The organism is Sphingomonas sp. (assembly GCF_003248515.1).
GTDB lineage: Bacteria > Pseudomonadota > Alphaproteobacteria > Sphingomonadales > Sphingomonadaceae > Sphingomonas_I.
The window spans coordinates 521,429-535,274 of record NZ_QFOB01000001.1; the positions used below are offsets into that span (position 1 = coordinate 521,429).

A 13,846-nucleotide genomic window follows, 5' to 3' on the forward strand; every position below is an offset into this window, starting at 1 on the left:
CCGGTTCAGTCGGCGTGGCGAGCGGATCATGCAGCGATCGCGATGGCAGCACGGAATGATCGACCGGCGCGCCGCCCTGCGCCTTGGCATGTGTGGAACGGCGGCCATCCTGGCCGATTGTCGGGGCGCCCCCGCTTCCGCCGCGAGCGGCGCCATTCCCACCCGGCAAAACGGCGTCATCACCGGCAACGATCCGAAGCTGATGCTCGAATGGCGGCGCTGGCTCGGCCGTACCGAAGATCATGATCTGCTCTATTTCAACCAGCAGGGCTGGGTGGAGCTGGAAGGCTCGATCGATTTCATCGTCTTCCTCGCCCGCCAGGTGCTCGCGGCGGGGCGGCGGGTCCACTGGTCGGTGCCGGTGGGCGGCAAGGCGGCCTATGGCGAGGTGGCGGCCGGAAAGCATGATCCGCTCTACAGCCGGATCGCGACGACGATCCTCTCCGCTTATCCCAAGACAGGCGAGCGGATCTGCGTGCGGCTGCCCTGGGAATTCAACATGGAGACCCAGACGCTCGCCGCGCGGGACGCCGCCGGCCGCTGGGATGCGCGCGCCTATATCGCCGCCTATCGCCGCATCGCCGGCCTGTTCCGCCGGGCATCACCACTCTTCTATTTCGACTGGTGCCCCAATATCGGCCGGGGCGGGATCGATCCGGAAAGCTGCTATCCGGGGGACGATCTGGTCGATGTCGTAAGCCTCGATGTCTATTATCGCGCGCAATATGACGATCAGGGCCACCAGGATGCGGGGCTCGGCATCTTCTATTACCGCAAGTCGCAGCCCTATGGGCTCGATTGGCTTGCCGCCTTCGGGCGAAAGCACGGAAAGCTGATCGGCCTTTCCGAATGGGGCGTGGACGATGATCGCGCGACCGAATTCATGCGGCTGATGATCGGATGGATCCAGGCGCAGGGCGCGCATCTTTCCCACCATAATTACTGGGATCGCACCGATGGCGGCGTGAACAGCCGCCTGAGCGACGGGCATCTTCCCGCGATCGGCGCCTTGTATCGCAGTGCCTTCGGGGCGATCCCGGTGAAATCCGGGGCATCCGCATCCTGAAGAAATCCCCAGGCCTGGGTTACCGCTGGCGACGCCCGCCACGACCTGATTCAGGCCAGCCAGGAATCGATCCGATTACCGGGCGAGCGCCTCAACCTCTTGCGCCAGCGTATCGGCCGAAGCGCGCCAGCTAAACAAGGCGAGCCTCGCGCGCCCGGCGGCGATGCGAGCGGCACGCCAGCCTGCATCACTGGAGGCGCGCTGCATCAGTTTGGCGAGCGCGGCCTCGTCATGCGGGGCGAAGAATTCGGCGGCGTCCCCGCACGTCTCCACCACCGCCTCGGCCGTGCTGGCGAGGACCGGGCAGTCATTCGCCATCGCTTCCAGCGGGGGGATGCCGAAGCCCTCATACAGGCTGGGAAAGATCAGCGCGCGGGCATCCCGCATCAGACCGGCCACCTCGGCATCGTCGAGCCGCCCGGGCAGCACGAGGCCCTCCCCGATCGGCGGCAGGAAGCCCGTGCCGAACACCGAAGGATCGAGCCGGCCGACCGCGACGAGCCGGATCGGCGAAGGCTGGAGCAACGCCAGCGCGCGGATCGCCACGGCCAGATTCTTGTTCCGGGTGATATTCCCCAGCACCAGGAAGAAAGGCACGCCGGACAGGCCCAGACGATCGACCACGTCCGCATCCGGCGTGATCTGGAGATGCTCGGCACCATTCTTGGCCACGATGATCCGCGCGGCGGGAATCCCCAACACCTCGGCCAGTTCGCGCTGCGAGAAATCGGAGACGGTGGCCACGCGCGCGCGCCGAGCGAGGACGAAATCGATCGTCTTGTGCACCGCACCGTAGAATCTGCTGAAATGTTCGGGGTGGCGTTGCACCGCCGCGTCGTGAATCACCACCACCTGCCGCGAGAGCGCGACCGGCCCCACGGAGGCGAGACAAAGCGCGACGCCCTTTCGGGCAGCACGCGCGAAATCGATCTGGTCCCACAGATGCCCGCCGCGCCGGCCGATCTCCTCCTGGGAAATATGCGCAAGGCCGGCATTCCGCGCGCCGGGCGGGCAGAGCAGACGATAGTCGGCCGATGCCTCGCCCGCGCCGACGCGCGCATCCAGCGCGCGGACAATCTCTTCCGCATAACGCTGCACGCCGCTCAGCGGCTGGGTGAGGTAACGGCCGTTGATGAAGATGGTGCGCTTCGCCAAGATCATGCTTCGCCCAGCAGTTGCCGATAGAGGCGCTCCGTCTGGAGCAGCATATGATCCCCGTTGATCGCGCGATCCTGCTCGGCAGCGACCTCGCCCATCCGCGCGAGCAGGGCCTTGTCGCCCACGATCGGCGCAACCGCGGCGGCGATATCCGCCGCCTCGTGCGTACTCACGATCACGCCGTTGTCGCCCTGGCGGATGATCTCGCCGGCGCCGGCGACCGGCGTCGTCACCAGCGGCAGGCCCGCGGCCAGCGCCTCCAGCATAACATAGGACATGGCTTCATACCGGCTGGTCATCAGCAGCAGATCGAAGCCCGCGAGATAATCCGCGCTGCGCCGCGCACCGAGCAGGCGGAAGCGATCGGAAAAGCGGCTCTTCGCCACGCAATCACGAACCGATTCCCGCAGATCGCCATCACCGATCATGACGCCCACAACATGTGGATTCGCCGCCATCACGCTTTCCATCGCCGCGACGAACGTCTCCGGCGCCTTCTGGTGCGAGAAGCGACCGACGAAGCCGACGAGCAGTTCATCCGGCGTCACACCCAGTTCCGCGCGCACCGCCGCGCGATCGCGCAGGGTGAGCGGCGGAATGGAATTGCGGATCACATGCAGCTTGCGCATCGGGATGCCGATCTGCCGCGCATGGACGCATTCGTCGCTGGACACGAGGACCACCGCGTCGGTGCGCAGTGCGAGCAGCGATTCCGCCATGTCGAAGAAGATCCTCGCCTTGCGCGAGGTGGTGGGGTCCAGCGAGCGGAAGGCGTGGGGCGTATAGACGATCTTGCCATGCACCTTGGGCGCGAGCCGCAGAACGGCACCGGCCTTGGAACTGTGCGCATGGACGATATCGAACGGGCCGATGCGGCGCAGCAGACGGCCAAGCCGCCACGCGCTCTTGAAATCGCCGGGGCCGATGCCGCGATGGATTTCGAGTTCGCTGAGGCTGACCTTCGCCTCGCGCAACGCATCCAGGAAGATCGGCTCCGCGCGGACGGGCGAATAGACGATATGGACGGCATGACCACGCGCGACCAACCCGCGCGAGAGATCGAGAACATGGCGGCCGGCGCCACCGCCGGATGCTTCCAGGACGAGACAAATTCGCATCGGCGCTACGGAAGCTGGCACTCCTATCCCTAGTCCTGCGACGTCCATCGTCTCGGGGCTGTCCAAATCAGGGGCGTGCGGGAACGGACGGGGCTTCGCCCGGCCGCACCGCATCAATACGCCATTCGGCCGCTATGTCGAGCCTGTCGTTGTAGAACCGGCATGTTCGGCGGCCTGCGATGCCGCGCTGCGCAACAAACCCGCGTCCCGCCCGCTCGCCCGCCGGGATGCGCTTGCGAATTGACCGAGCGGCTCGCTCTGGCCTAGCCGGTCGCTTCATGTCGCGGGGCGCGGCGGGAGATCGTCTGCCTTGATTTACATTCTTCTCGGCGCCGGCAGCGGCACACGGATGGGCACGCTCACGAGCGACCGTGCCAAGGTGCTCGTGCAGGTAGAAGGCCGCGCGATCCTGGCGCACAACCTTGCGAATATCGCGACGGCTGATCCTGCGGCGCGGGTGCGCATCATAACCGGCTTCGGCGCGGACGCCGTCGCCGCCTTCGTCAGGGAACATTCCCGGGCCGGCACGGTCGAAACGGTGTTCAACCCGGATTATGCGGTGGCGGGACCACTGCGCTCCGTCGACATCGGGCTGACCGGCCTTGGCGACGACGAGCCGGTCACCATCGGCAATGGCGACACCATCTTCGAACCGAGGGCGCTTGCCGCACTGGCGGCCGCGCCGGCCGGCGCCGCGCTGTTGGGCAGCCCGGCCGGAACAGCCGCCGACGAGGATGACGTCCAACTGCTTGCGGATGGCGATGTCGTTCGCGTCGCCGCCAAGCGGCTGGGCGCCGCGGGCTCGCTCCCCGTTTCTGCCGGACTGCTGCAGATCCGTGGAGCGGCGGCGCTCGCCGTCGTGCGCGAGGCAGTGCGCGCGGGCCTGATGCAGGAAAAGACCGAAGGACGCGCGCTGACATGGCACAGCATCATCGCCCGGCTCGGAGCGATCGTGCCGCAGGTCGTGATGGTGCCGCGCGACTGGTGGTGGGAATTCGACAGCCCTGACTGCATCGAACGCTATCACGCCCACGTCATCGGCCAGAATGAGCAGGCGTCCGGCGCATAAGCGGGCAATGAAAAGGCCGCCAGCGACGTGCGTCGCGGCGGCCTTGCGGGTCCAGGCGAGGAATGGGCGGAATTACCGCCCGCCGTCGCTCAGTAGGAACCCTTCGCCAGCAACACGCTGGGCACCGTCATGAGCAGGATCTTGATGTTCAGCGGCAACGACTGGGAGCGCGAATAAGCGACATCCATCGCCACGCGGCGCCGATAGGTCGTATTGTTGCGGCCGCTCACCTGCCAGAGGCCGGTGATGCCCGGGCGAACCTGCGTATAGTGGCTGAAATAACGGCCGTAGCGACGCACCTCGTCCATCACGATGGGACGCGGGCCGACGAGGCTCATGTCGCCGCGCAGCACGTTGAACAGTTGGGGAAGCTCGTCGAGGCTGCTCTTGCGGAGAAAGGCGCCGATCGGCGTGATACGCGGATCATTCTTGAGCTTGTGATCCCGCTCCCACTCGCGCCGGGCTTCCGGATCGCTCGCCAGCAAATTCGCCAGCCGCTCCTGGGAGTCGGTCACCATGCTGCGGAATTTCAGGCAGTGAAATGACCGGCCATCGCGACCGAGGCGCTTGTGCCCGAAGATGATCGGACCGGGGTTCGTGATGACGATCAGCGCCGCGACGACGATCATCAGCGGAGCCAGGAAGAGCAGCAGCGCGGAGCTTGCGCATATGTCGAAAAGGCGAGTCATCACCTGATCGACCGAACGGCCCAGCCGTGCCTGACCGTTGTGCCTGCGCCCCGCCCCGGGCAGGTGCCGCTCGTTATACGCCATACTCGCCATCTTACTCACTAGTCCCCTGAGGAGTGTACCAGCTGAAACTCGTATATCCTTGCTGCGATGCAAAAGAAAGAAGGTAACCGCCAAATTCACTCTCTTCGGCTGAATTCCGACGCTTTTCGTCTATATATAACAATATGTTAATCTTGGCGGCGCGGAGTGACGCCGATCCCATGCCGCGATGCGACATAAGAAAGGGCCGCGCTGGCCCCTTCGGTTTAGAGGAAAAAGCCTGCAATCGCAGGCATGTGGCTACCGCTTCGGCGCACGCGTGAAAGCCATCCGGAATCCCCCCAATTCTGGGGCAAAGCTATTACGACACGTTAGCAGGAGCAACCGCACCCGGGCGGTTCAAACGGAAGGATCGTCCCGGACCGGCCCGATTTTGACGGAAAAGCGATCCGAATCGCCTCCGAAATAAATTTTCCGACGGAAAGATTTTGCGCCGCAGGGGCCGATTCGGCCTGATTCGAATCAGTCTGCCAGGTGGAATTATCGAATCGCGCTCGCCAGAATGGCACCAGCGCCGATCCAGAGCAGGGCAGATACAGGAACCGCAAGCGAGAGAGCGCGCATCAGGCCATCCAGCTCCCCCACCGAGGAGGCGGATCGAATGCCCATCGGCGTGCGATCCAGATCCCAGGCGAGCCGGGTGGCGCGGCGGTCAAAAACGCGGGGACGCCCCGCGACCTGTACCATGATGTCCTCTCCGATCCGATTATCTCGTCCGTATGAACGCAACCTACACGTCACCGTTCCGTAACGCCATCGGAAATCGCGCGATTCCAGCGCTTCGGCGCCCCGCCCATCAGCGCAGACTTACCGCGCGCGATCAGCGATCGCGCCGGCCCAGCAGACGAAGACGCAGCGCATTGAGCTTGATGAAGCCCGCCGCGTCGCGCTGATCATAGGCGCCCTGATCGTCCTCGAAAGTGACGACCTTCTCCGAATAGAGGCTGTGGGGCGAGCGGCGGCCGATCACGCTCACAGAGCCCTTGAAGAGCTTCAGGCGCACCGTGCCGGTCACCTTTTCCTGGCTGTGATCGATCGCGGCCTGCAGCATCTCGCGCTCGGGCGAGAACCAGAAACCGTTATAGATCAGCTCGGCATAGCGCGGCGCCAGCTCGTCCTTCAGGTGGGCCGCGCCACGATCCAGCGTGATCTGCTCGATGCCGCGATGGGCCAGATGATAGATGGTGCCGCCCGGCGTTTCATACATGCCGCGGCTCTTCATGCCGACGAAGCGGTTCTCGACCAGATCGAGGCGGCCGATGCCGTGCAGCTTGCCCAGTTCGTTGAGCTTGGTGAGCAGCGCCGCCGGGGACAGGGCCACGCCATTGACCGCGACGGCATCGCCGCGCTCAAAATCGATCGTGATGATCTCGGGCGTGTCGGGCGCGGTTTCCGGATTGTCGGTGCGCGAATAGACATAGTCGGGCACCTCTTCCCACGGATCCTCGAGCACCTTGCCCTCGGATGAGGTGTGCAGAAGATTCGCGTCGGTGGAGAAGGGGCTCTCGCCGCGCTTGTCCTTGGGCACCGGAATCTGGTGCTGTTCGGCATATTCGATCAGGCGGGTGCGGCTGGTGAGATCCCATTCGCGCCACGGCGCGATCACCTTGATGTCGGGCGCGAGCGCATAATAGCCCAGCTCGAAGCGGACCTGATCGTTGCCCTTGCCGGTGGCGCCGTGGCTGACGGCATCGGCATTCACCATCCTGGCGATCTCGATCTGACGCTTGGCGATCAGCGGGCGGGCGATCGAGGTGCCGAGCAGATACAGCCCCTCATAGAGCGCGTTGGCACGCATCATCGGCATCACATAATCGCGGACGAATTCCTCGCGCAGATCATCGATGAAGATATGTTCGGGCTTCACGCCCATCAGCTCGGCCTTCTTGCGCGCCGGCTCCAGTTCCTCGCCCTGGCCCAGATCGGCCGTGAAGGTCACGACCTCACACTGGTAGGTCTCCTTCAGCCACTTGAGGATGACGCTGGTGTCGAGGCCGCCGGAATAGGCGAGGACGACCCGCTTGATATCGCTCATCGGTCAAAAGCTCCGCACCGGGAGGGCGGATCGCGCCTTCCCCAGGCAAAAAAGGGACAGGATTGGCGCACCCGAAGGGATTCGAACCCCTGGCCTCTGCCTTCGGAGGGCAGCGCTCTATCCAGCTGAGCTACGGGTGCCTGAGCGCGCCGATAGCAGGCAAGCATCACTCTCGCCACCCCTTGCGTTCGATGCGCTTTTGCGCGGCGCGGCACATACGTCAGCAAGGGCCAGACGGCCCGGAGCCCTCAGCGCTTGACGCCCTTCACCGGCTGAAACGTGCCGAGCCCGCAAGAGGCACCGCGCATGAACTGGCCTCCCGTCCGCTGGAGCACCGTGATGATATCGAGCGAACAGAGACGGCTGATCGAGGTCGCATAGGTGAATGCCTGCTCGAACCCCAGGCCAGGACAGCTTTGCGGCAGCACGTTGCGATAGACCTTGCGGCCCACGAAGAAATCGATCGTGCGATCGTCGCGCACCCGGCTTTCGCCGATCGGCATGCTGATGCAATCGACCGCCGCGCCATCGGGCACCGCCACGGGGACGGGCTTGTCCCTTGCGGCGATCGGGCCCGCCAGCATCATGGCGGCGCTCATCGCCAGCGAAAGCCTTGCGATCATCATCCCTCTCCCGCTTCGACCCCGGCGATTTCCGCCCTCGCTGCTTTCGGCGCGCTGATCTTAGGGCGAAACGCGCAAAGGTCGATCTCGATGCAGCGCCAGCATTCGGGCTTGCGCGCCTTGCAGACATAACGGCCGTGCAGGATCAGCCAGTGGTGCGCATGCACGCGAAACGGGCCGGGTGTGATCTTTTCCAGCCTGTCCTCCACGGCGCGGACGTCCTTGCCCTTCGCGAGGCCCGTTCGATTGCCGACGCGGAAGATGTGCGTATCGACCGCGAACGTTTCCTCCCCGAACGCCACGTTCAGAACGACATTCGCCGTCTTGCGGCCCACGCCCGGAAGCGTCTCCAGCGCCGCCCGATCGCGCGGCACTTCGCCGCCATGTTCCGCGATCAGCTTTTCCGAAAGCGCGATGACGTTCCTGGCCTTGGTGTTGAACAGGCCGATCGTCTTGATATGCTCCTTCAGCCCCGCCGCTCCGAGCGCCACCATCCTGGCGGGCGTATCCACCTCCGCGAACAGGCGCTTCGTGGCCTTGTTGACGCCGACGTCCGTCGCCTGCGCCGAAAGCGCCACCGCCACCAGCAGCGTATAGGGGTTGGTCCATTCCAGCTCGGTTTCGGGCGCGGGATTCTCTTCGGCCAGACGCCGATAGAATTCGAAGACCTGCGCCTTGTTCACGCGCGCGCGTGTCAGGCGAAGCCGAGCGCGTCGGCCATCGAATAACGGCCGGCGGGCTTGCCCGCGAGCCAGACCGCCCCGCGCAGCGCGCCCCTGGCGAAGATCGCGCGGCTTTCGGCGCGGTGGCCAAGCTCGATCCGCTCACCCTCGCTCGCGAACACCACCTGGTGATCGCCCGCCACGGATCCACCACGCAGCGAGGCATAATAGATGCCGCCCTCCTCGCGGGCATGCGGGCCTTCCCGCATCCGATCGAAGCGGTTGAGTTCGGTGGTCGAGGCCGCACCGCGCCCCACATTCGCGGATGCGCCGAGCAACAAGGCAGTGCCGGAGGGGCTATCCAGCTTGTGGCGATGGTGCATCTCCACGATCTCGATATCCCAATCCGTGCCCAGGATGCGCGCGGCCTGCTCGACGAGGCCACGCAGCACGTTCACGCCCAACGAGGTATTGGCGGTCTGCAACACGGCCACCTGTTCCGCCGCGCGATCGATCGCGGCATGATGCTCCGGCTGGAGCCCTGTCGTCCCGATCAGGATCGGCGTGCCGGAGGCGATCGCCAGCGCAAGATTCGCCTCCAGCGCATCGGGCATCGAAAAATCGATCAGCACGTCCGCTATCGCGGCCAGAGACACAGCGTCCGCGGGGCCGCCCGATACCACGCCATCACGATCCACGCCGCCGGCGATGGCGAGCCCCGCCTCGCCCGCAGCCGTTGCGATCGCGCGCCCCATGCGGCCGGCCGCGCCCAAGATTCCGATGCTCATCGTCATGGTGCGGCCTTAGAGGCAGAGCGGCTGGCGGGGAAGCGGCGCCATCGCTTCCGGCGTCAGTGGCTGCCGATCCAGTCCGCCACCTCGCCCGCCACCTGATTGGCCGCCTGATCCAGCGCCATGCCAACGATCTGCGGCTCTTCCGACGAAACCGGCACGCGCGCCGTGAAGCGACGCGTCTCAATCCTGTCCGATCCCGATCGCGCGATATTGCCATCGTAGGTGACGATCACGGCCTTGCCCGGGCCATCGAGCCCGAAGGCCACGAGAGATCCGCTCAAGCGCAGATCCGGCTGGATGCCGGTGAAGCGCGTTTCCGGCACGAAGCGGCCGGTCTTGGCCTCGATCGTCTCCGCCAGCAGCCCCCGCATCAGCACGGCCGGCGTCGCCGCCCACAGCGCATCCTTCAGATAGGCGATCGAGTTGGGGCCGGCCTGCACCATCACGCGCTGGGTGACGAGCGTGGGTGGCGCGCTGGGCATCATCACGTTCACGGCATGCGCATCATCGCTCGTCCGCACGGCCCCCGCCGCCACGGGCGTGATGGCATGGAGCGACATGAGCGTGGGCGGCGGCTTGGGGCCGAAGCTGATGCAACCGGCCAGTGACAGGGACGCCGCGCCGATCAGGGCCGTGCGGGCAAGAAGGGTGGCGAACTTGGCGGTCATGGCTTCTCGTCCCTCACTTGCCGGGTTTGTAATCGGGCAGGCGGCTGCCGCCGATCAGGCCGCCGGCGCCGCCGCGATCGAAGCGCGACGTGATCGCCTGCAGCGAGGCGGCTGTCTCCGAAAGATCGCGGATCAGCTGGTTGGCGGCCGGCACCGTCTGGGTGGAGATCGCCTTCATGCCCGGCCGGGCATCGCTGATCGCGGCATCCAGATTGGCCAGGCTCTTCTTTGCCGAACCCACCGCCTCGTTCATGTTGACGAGCAGCGGGCCGACATTTTGGTTCGTCGTATCGGCGAGATTGCCGATCTTTTCCGCCGCATCACCCGCCTGCTTCACGGCGATGCGTGCCTGCGCCAGCGTCTCGGCGATCTCCGGCGAGCGATCCGCCAGCGATCCGCTGATCCGGTCGATATTCTTGAGGATGCCCGTGATCGATCGCTGATTGTCCGGATTGAGCAGGTCGCTCACCCGTTCGGTCAGCACCGTCAGCTTTTCCAGCAGGCGCGGCGCATTGTTGAGCAGCGCGCCGAGGCCGCCCGTCTTCGGCGGGATCAGTGGATAGCCCCATGGCCCCGGCTGATCGATCGGCGGCGCATTCTGCACCGCGCCATCCAGATTGATCTGGCTGACACCGGTGAAGCCCACGCCCGCGATCGTGGCGGTCGTCCCTTGCAGCACGGGCGTATCGTTCTTGATGGCGATGCGCACGCGGATCAGCTCCGGCTGATCCGGCATGATCGCGATATCTTCCACCTTGCCCACGGGCACACCCGAAAAGGTGATGGCCGATCCCTTGGCGAGACCATCCACGGATGTCTTGAAGAGGATGTCGTAGCGCTTCTCGCTCGCCCCGCCGAAGCCCGCCAGCCAGACGAGGAACACGACCGTGACGAGCAGCAGGATCAGCACGATGCTGCCGACAAGGATGTTGTTGGACCGGTTTTCCATCAGCGTTCCTCGTCTTTCACGGCAGGGGCGTCAGCGCCGTCCCCAGCCTCGCTCTCGTCTCCGCCGGCCGATGCCAGCGCGGCCTCGCGCCGCCGGGCCTCTTCGGCGGGATCATCATCTTCATGGCGTTCTGCGGACTCGGCGGCGGCGCGGCCGCGCGGCCCGCTGAAATATTCCTGGATCCAGGGATGATCCAGCGCCAGCAATTCGGGGATCGTGCCGACCGCCACGACCTTCCTGTCCGCCAGCACGGCCACCCTGTCGCAGATGGCGTGAAGCGTATCCAGATCGTGCGTGATCAGGAAAACGGTGAGGCCCAGCGTTTCCTTCAGCCCCTTGATGAGATCGTCGAACGCGGCCGCGCCGATCGGATCGAGGCCGGCCGTGGGCTCGTCCAGGAACAACAGCTCGGGATCGAGCGCCAGGCTGCGCGCGAGGCCCGCGCGCTTCTTCATGCCGCCCGAAAGCTCCGAGGGGAATTTGGGGCCGGCCTCGGCGGGCAATCCCGTCATCGCCACCTTGTAAGCGGCGATCTCGTCGAGGAATTTCTCGCCCAGTTCCGGAAAATATTCGCGGAGCGGCACCTCGACATTCTCGGCCACGGTGAGCGTGGAGAAAAGCGCGCCGCCCTGGAAAAGCACGCCCCAGCGGCGGCGCACGTCGCGCGCCTCCTGCTCGTCGCGCCCGATCATCGGCTCGCCAAACACGGCGACTTCCCCTGCGACAGGCGTCTGCAATCCGATGATCGATCGCATCAGCACGGATTTGCCCGTGCCCGATCCGCCGACCACGCCCAGAATCTCGCCGCGACGGACATCGAGATCGAGATCCTTGTGGACCACCTGCTCGCCAAACGCGTTGGAAAGCCCGCGCACGCAGATCACGGCCTCGCGACAATCGGCAGCGGCCTTGGACAGCGTCATATCCAGCCGACCGATGCGAAGAAGACCGCGAAGAAGGCATCGAGCACGATCACGAGGAAGATGGACTGGACGACGGCGGATGTGGTGCGCAGGCCGACGGCCTCGGCATTGCCTTCCACCTGCATCCCCTGGAAGCAGCCCGAAATCGCGATGATGAGCCCGAAGACGGGCGCCTTGATGAGACCCTGATAGACATCCGTGATCGGCACGACCTCACGAATGCGCGACACGAAGGTGATCGGAGGCATGTCGAGCGACGTCCAGCAGAAGAGGCCGCCGCCGATCAGCGCCACCATCGCCGCATAGAAAGCGAGCAGGGGCATCATCGCCACCGCCGCCGTGATGCGCGGGATGACGAGCGCCTCCATCGGCGACACGCCGATCGTGCGCATCGCATCCACTTCCTCGGCCAGCCGCATCGATCCGATTTGCGCGGCGAAGGCGGATCCAGATCGGCCGGCCACCATGATCGCCGTCATCAGCACGCCCAGCTCGCGGAAGGTGAGCCGGCCGACGAGATTGATCGTGAATACCTCCGCGCCGAACTGGCGCAGCTGGATCGCGCCCTGCTGGGCGATCACCACACCGATCAGGAAGCTCATCAGGCCGATGATCGCCAGCGCTTCCACGCCCACAACCTCGAACTGGCGGACGATCGCGTTCCAGCGCAGCCGCCCCGGATTGCGCAGCAGATCCCAATAACTGACGAGCACGGCACCATAGAAACCGATCAGCCCCAGCATCGTATGCCCGGCCATGGCGGTGGCCGCGCCGATCTGGTTCAGCACGCGGAACAGGGGCAGGGTGCGATCCGGCCGGATCTTCAGCGGCTTGTCCGCCGCGGCCACCTGCTCCAGCAGATGTGCCTCCTCCGGGCTTGCGCCTACCAGTTCGGCATCATGATCGCGCACGATGCGATGCACCAGCCAGGCGCCCACCGTATCCATCCGCCCGACCTCGCCAAGATCGACACGGGCGGGACGGGTGGCCAGCGATTCGAGGCGCTGCGGCAACGTGCCGAGACGGGCGAGCGTCATATCCCCGGTGAAGCGGAGCGTGCCGCCCTCGCGGTCGTCGAGATTGAAATCGGCAGCCGCGCTCATGGGAAACGGATATCGTGCCTGTAGAAAAGCGCAACGGGCGCGAAACGAGCAATTCTTCATCAGACGCGCGGCAGGGGCGAAGGTTCCGGCCCGGTTTGCGATCACGGGCCGATGCCCCCTTGCGTCCCGCGCCGGCTTCGTGTCCGGCAGCGGCGACATGATCGAACTCGCCATCTATGACATGGATCGCACGGTCACCCGCACCGGCACCTACACGCCTTTCCTGCTGCACGCCGCCGCGCGCCTGGCACCGTGGCGGCTGCTGCTCGCCCCTGCCGTGCCCTTCGTGATGGCCGCCTATGCCGCCAAACTGATCGATCGGCGGCGGCTGAAGGAGATCAATCAGCGACTGCTGCTGGGCGGAACCGTCCCGCGCGGGACGCTGGCGCCCGTGACCGAAAGCTTCGCGGATCTGATCCTGCGAACGAACGTGCTGCCCGGCGCGCTCCGCCAGATCGCGGAGGACAGGGCGGCAGGCCGCAGGCTGGTGCTCGCGACGGCATCCTATCGCTTCTATGTCGAGCCGATCGCGGCCCGGCTGGGCTTTGACGACGTGATCGCCACGGGCAGCGTCACCGGGCTCGACGATATCATCCACGCCAGGATCGATGGCGAGAACAATTATGGCCCCGCCAAGCTGCGCCTGATCCAGGCATGGATGGAAGCGGAGGGCATCGCCCGCGCGAACGCGCGCATCCGCTTCTATTCGGATCATGTCTCGGACGTGCCGGTGCTGGATTGGGCGGACGAGCCCTTCGCCGTCAATGCGAGCCCCAAGCTGGCCCGGATGGCCGCGAAGCGCGGATGGCCCGCGCTGAACTGGAGCGCCTGAGCCGCGCCGAATCGGGCCGAATCGGATCGTGTCGCCATCGCCCGGGTTTGCCCCG

Annotated in this window: 15 protein-coding genes and 1 tRNA gene; 3 read left to right on the forward strand and 13 right to left on the reverse strand. The window is 65.7% G+C overall.

Annotated features, from left to right (window positions below; translation table 11 throughout):
* Positions 1-55 precede the first annotated feature (55 nt).
* A complete protein-coding gene (locus DI605_RS02700) occupies positions 56-1,066 on the forward strand; it encodes a hypothetical protein (RefSeq protein ID WP_293968681.1) in 1,011 nt (336 codons plus the stop codon).
* A 75-nt stretch (positions 1,067-1,141) separates the two neighbouring features.
* Here DI605_RS02700 and DI605_RS02705 read toward each other — a convergent pair whose 3' ends face one another.
* Both DI605_RS02705 and DI605_RS02710 read right to left on the reverse strand, forming a co-directional pair.
* Positions 1,142-2,227, reverse strand: a complete 1,086-nt coding sequence (locus DI605_RS02705) for a glycosyltransferase family 1 protein (protein WP_293968683.1) — start codon at positions 2,225-2,227, stop codon at positions 1,142-1,144.
* Positions 2,224-3,342: a glycosyltransferase gene (locus DI605_RS02710; RefSeq protein WP_293968685.1), complete on the reverse strand. Its 1,119-nt coding sequence runs from the start codon at positions 3,340-3,342 to the stop codon at positions 2,224-2,226. The genes DI605_RS02705 and DI605_RS02710 overlap by 4 nt, the downstream gene beginning before the upstream one ends.
* A gap of 310 nt (positions 3,343-3,652) precedes the next feature.
* Between DI605_RS02710 and DI605_RS02715 the strand changes: the two genes are divergently transcribed.
* Positions 3,653-4,411: an NTP transferase domain-containing protein gene (locus DI605_RS02715; RefSeq protein ID WP_293968687.1), complete on the forward strand. Its 759-nt coding sequence runs from the start codon at positions 3,653-3,655 to the stop codon at positions 4,409-4,411.
* 89 nt (positions 4,412-4,500) lie between these two features.
* On the opposite strand, the gene DI605_RS02720 is transcribed toward DI605_RS02715, so the two are convergent.
* The 11 genes from DI605_RS02720 to DI605_RS02770 all read right to left on the reverse strand — a co-directional run bounded on the left by DI605_RS02720 (position 4,501) and on the right by DI605_RS02770 (position 12,959).
* The gene (locus tag DI605_RS02720) at positions 4,501-5,193 is read right to left on the reverse strand and encodes a sugar transferase (protein WP_367120023.1); all 693 of its coding nucleotides are present in this window, start codon (positions 5,191-5,193) and stop codon (positions 4,501-4,503) included.
* 489 nt (positions 5,194-5,682) lie between these two features.
* The gene (locus DI605_RS02725) at positions 5,683-5,889 is read right to left on the reverse strand and encodes a hypothetical protein (RefSeq protein WP_293968689.1); all 207 of its coding nucleotides are present in this window, start codon (positions 5,887-5,889) and stop codon (positions 5,683-5,685) included.
* Between the two features lie 133 nt (positions 5,890-6,022).
* Positions 6,023-7,237, reverse strand: a complete 1,215-nt coding sequence (locus DI605_RS02730; protein WP_293968691.1) for an argininosuccinate synthase — start codon at positions 7,235-7,237, stop codon at positions 6,023-6,025.
* A gap of 63 nt (positions 7,238-7,300) precedes the next feature.
* Positions 7,301-7,377 (reverse strand) — tRNA-Arg (locus tag DI605_RS02735).
* Positions 7,378-7,485: 108 nt separating this feature from the next.
* The gene (locus DI605_RS02740) at positions 7,486-7,824 is read right to left on the reverse strand and encodes a hypothetical protein (RefSeq protein ID WP_293968900.1); all 339 of its coding nucleotides are present in this window, start codon (positions 7,822-7,824) and stop codon (positions 7,486-7,488) included.
* Positions 7,825-7,859: 35 nt separating this feature from the next.
* Positions 7,860-8,543 carry an endonuclease III gene (nth, locus tag DI605_RS02745; RefSeq protein ID WP_293968693.1) on the reverse strand — a complete coding sequence of 228 codons (684 nt, stop codon included), beginning with the start codon at positions 8,541-8,543 and terminating at the stop codon, positions 7,860-7,862.
* A gap of 11 nt (positions 8,544-8,554) precedes the next feature.
* Positions 8,555-9,316 carry a 4-hydroxy-tetrahydrodipicolinate reductase gene (gene dapB / locus DI605_RS02750; protein ID WP_293968695.1) on the reverse strand — a complete coding sequence of 254 codons (762 nt, stop codon included), beginning with the start codon at positions 9,314-9,316 and terminating at the stop codon, positions 8,555-8,557.
* Between the two features lie 56 nt (positions 9,317-9,372).
* Positions 9,373-9,984: an ABC-type transport auxiliary lipoprotein family protein gene (locus DI605_RS02755; RefSeq protein WP_293968697.1), complete on the reverse strand. Its 612-nt coding sequence runs from the start codon at positions 9,982-9,984 to the stop codon at positions 9,373-9,375.
* 13 nt (positions 9,985-9,997) lie between these two features.
* The gene (locus DI605_RS02760; protein WP_293968699.1) at positions 9,998-10,933 is read right to left on the reverse strand and encodes an MlaD family protein; all 936 of its coding nucleotides are present in this window, start codon (positions 10,931-10,933) and stop codon (positions 9,998-10,000) included.
* The gene (locus DI605_RS02765) at positions 10,933-11,856 is read right to left on the reverse strand and encodes an ABC transporter ATP-binding protein (RefSeq protein ID WP_293968701.1); all 924 of its coding nucleotides are present in this window, start codon (positions 11,854-11,856) and stop codon (positions 10,933-10,935) included. Before DI605_RS02765 ends, DI605_RS02760 begins: the two co-directional genes overlap by 1 nt.
* Entirely contained in the window at positions 11,853-12,959 is a 1,107-nt protein-coding gene (locus tag DI605_RS02770; RefSeq protein WP_293968703.1) for an MlaE family lipid ABC transporter permease subunit, read from the reverse strand. The genes DI605_RS02765 and DI605_RS02770 overlap by 4 nt, the downstream gene beginning before the upstream one ends.
* Before the next feature lie 157 nt (positions 12,960-13,116).
* Here DI605_RS02770 and DI605_RS02775 point away from each other — a divergent pair, with 157 nt between their 5' ends.
* Positions 13,117-13,791, forward strand: coding sequence for an HAD family phosphatase (locus DI605_RS02775; protein ID WP_293968705.1), 675 nt, complete (start codon positions 13,117-13,119; stop codon positions 13,789-13,791).
* Positions 13,792-13,846: the final 55 nt, after the last annotated feature.

Coding starts and splice junctions, on each gene's coding strand:
- DI605_RS02725 (WP_293968689.1), bottom strand. CDS start 5,889: ATGGTACAGGTCGCGGGGCGTCCCCGCGTTTTTGACCGCCGCGCCACC.
- DI605_RS02765 (WP_293968701.1), bottom strand. CDS start 11,856: ATGACGCTGTCCAAGGCCGCTGCCGATTGTCGCGAGGCCGTGATCTGC.
- DI605_RS02720 (WP_367120023.1), bottom strand. CDS start 5,193: ATGGCGAGTATGGCGTATAACGAGCGGCACCTGCCCGGGGCGGGGCGC.
- DI605_RS02770 (WP_293968703.1), bottom strand. CDS start 12,959: ATGAGCGCGGCTGCCGATTTCAATCTCGACGACCGCGAGGGCGGCACG.
- DI605_RS02775 (WP_293968705.1), top strand. CDS start 13,117: ATGATCGAACTCGCCATCTATGACATGGATCGCACGGTCACCCGCACC.
- DI605_RS02730 (WP_293968691.1), bottom strand. CDS start 7,237: ATGAGCGATATCAAGCGGGTCGTCCTCGCCTATTCCGGCGGCCTCGAC.
- DI605_RS02700 (WP_293968681.1), top strand. CDS start 56: ATGATCGACCGGCGCGCCGCCCTGCGCCTTGGCATGTGTGGAACGGCG.
- DI605_RS02705 (WP_293968683.1), bottom strand. CDS start 2,227: ATGATCTTGGCGAAGCGCACCATCTTCATCAACGGCCGTTACCTCACC.
- DI605_RS02740 (WP_293968900.1), bottom strand. CDS start 7,824: ATGATGCTGGCGGGCCCGATCGCCGCAAGGGACAAGCCCGTCCCCGTG.
- dapB (WP_293968695.1), bottom strand. CDS start 9,316: ATGACGATGAGCATCGGAATCTTGGGCGCGGCCGGCCGCATGGGGCGC.
- DI605_RS02710 (WP_293968685.1), bottom strand. CDS start 3,342: ATGCGAATTTGTCTCGTCCTGGAAGCATCCGGCGGTGGCGCCGGCCGC.
- DI605_RS02760 (WP_293968699.1), bottom strand. CDS start 10,933: ATGGAAAACCGGTCCAACAACATCCTTGTCGGCAGCATCGTGCTGATC.
- DI605_RS02755 (WP_293968697.1), bottom strand. CDS start 9,984: ATGACCGCCAAGTTCGCCACCCTTCTTGCCCGCACGGCCCTGATCGGC.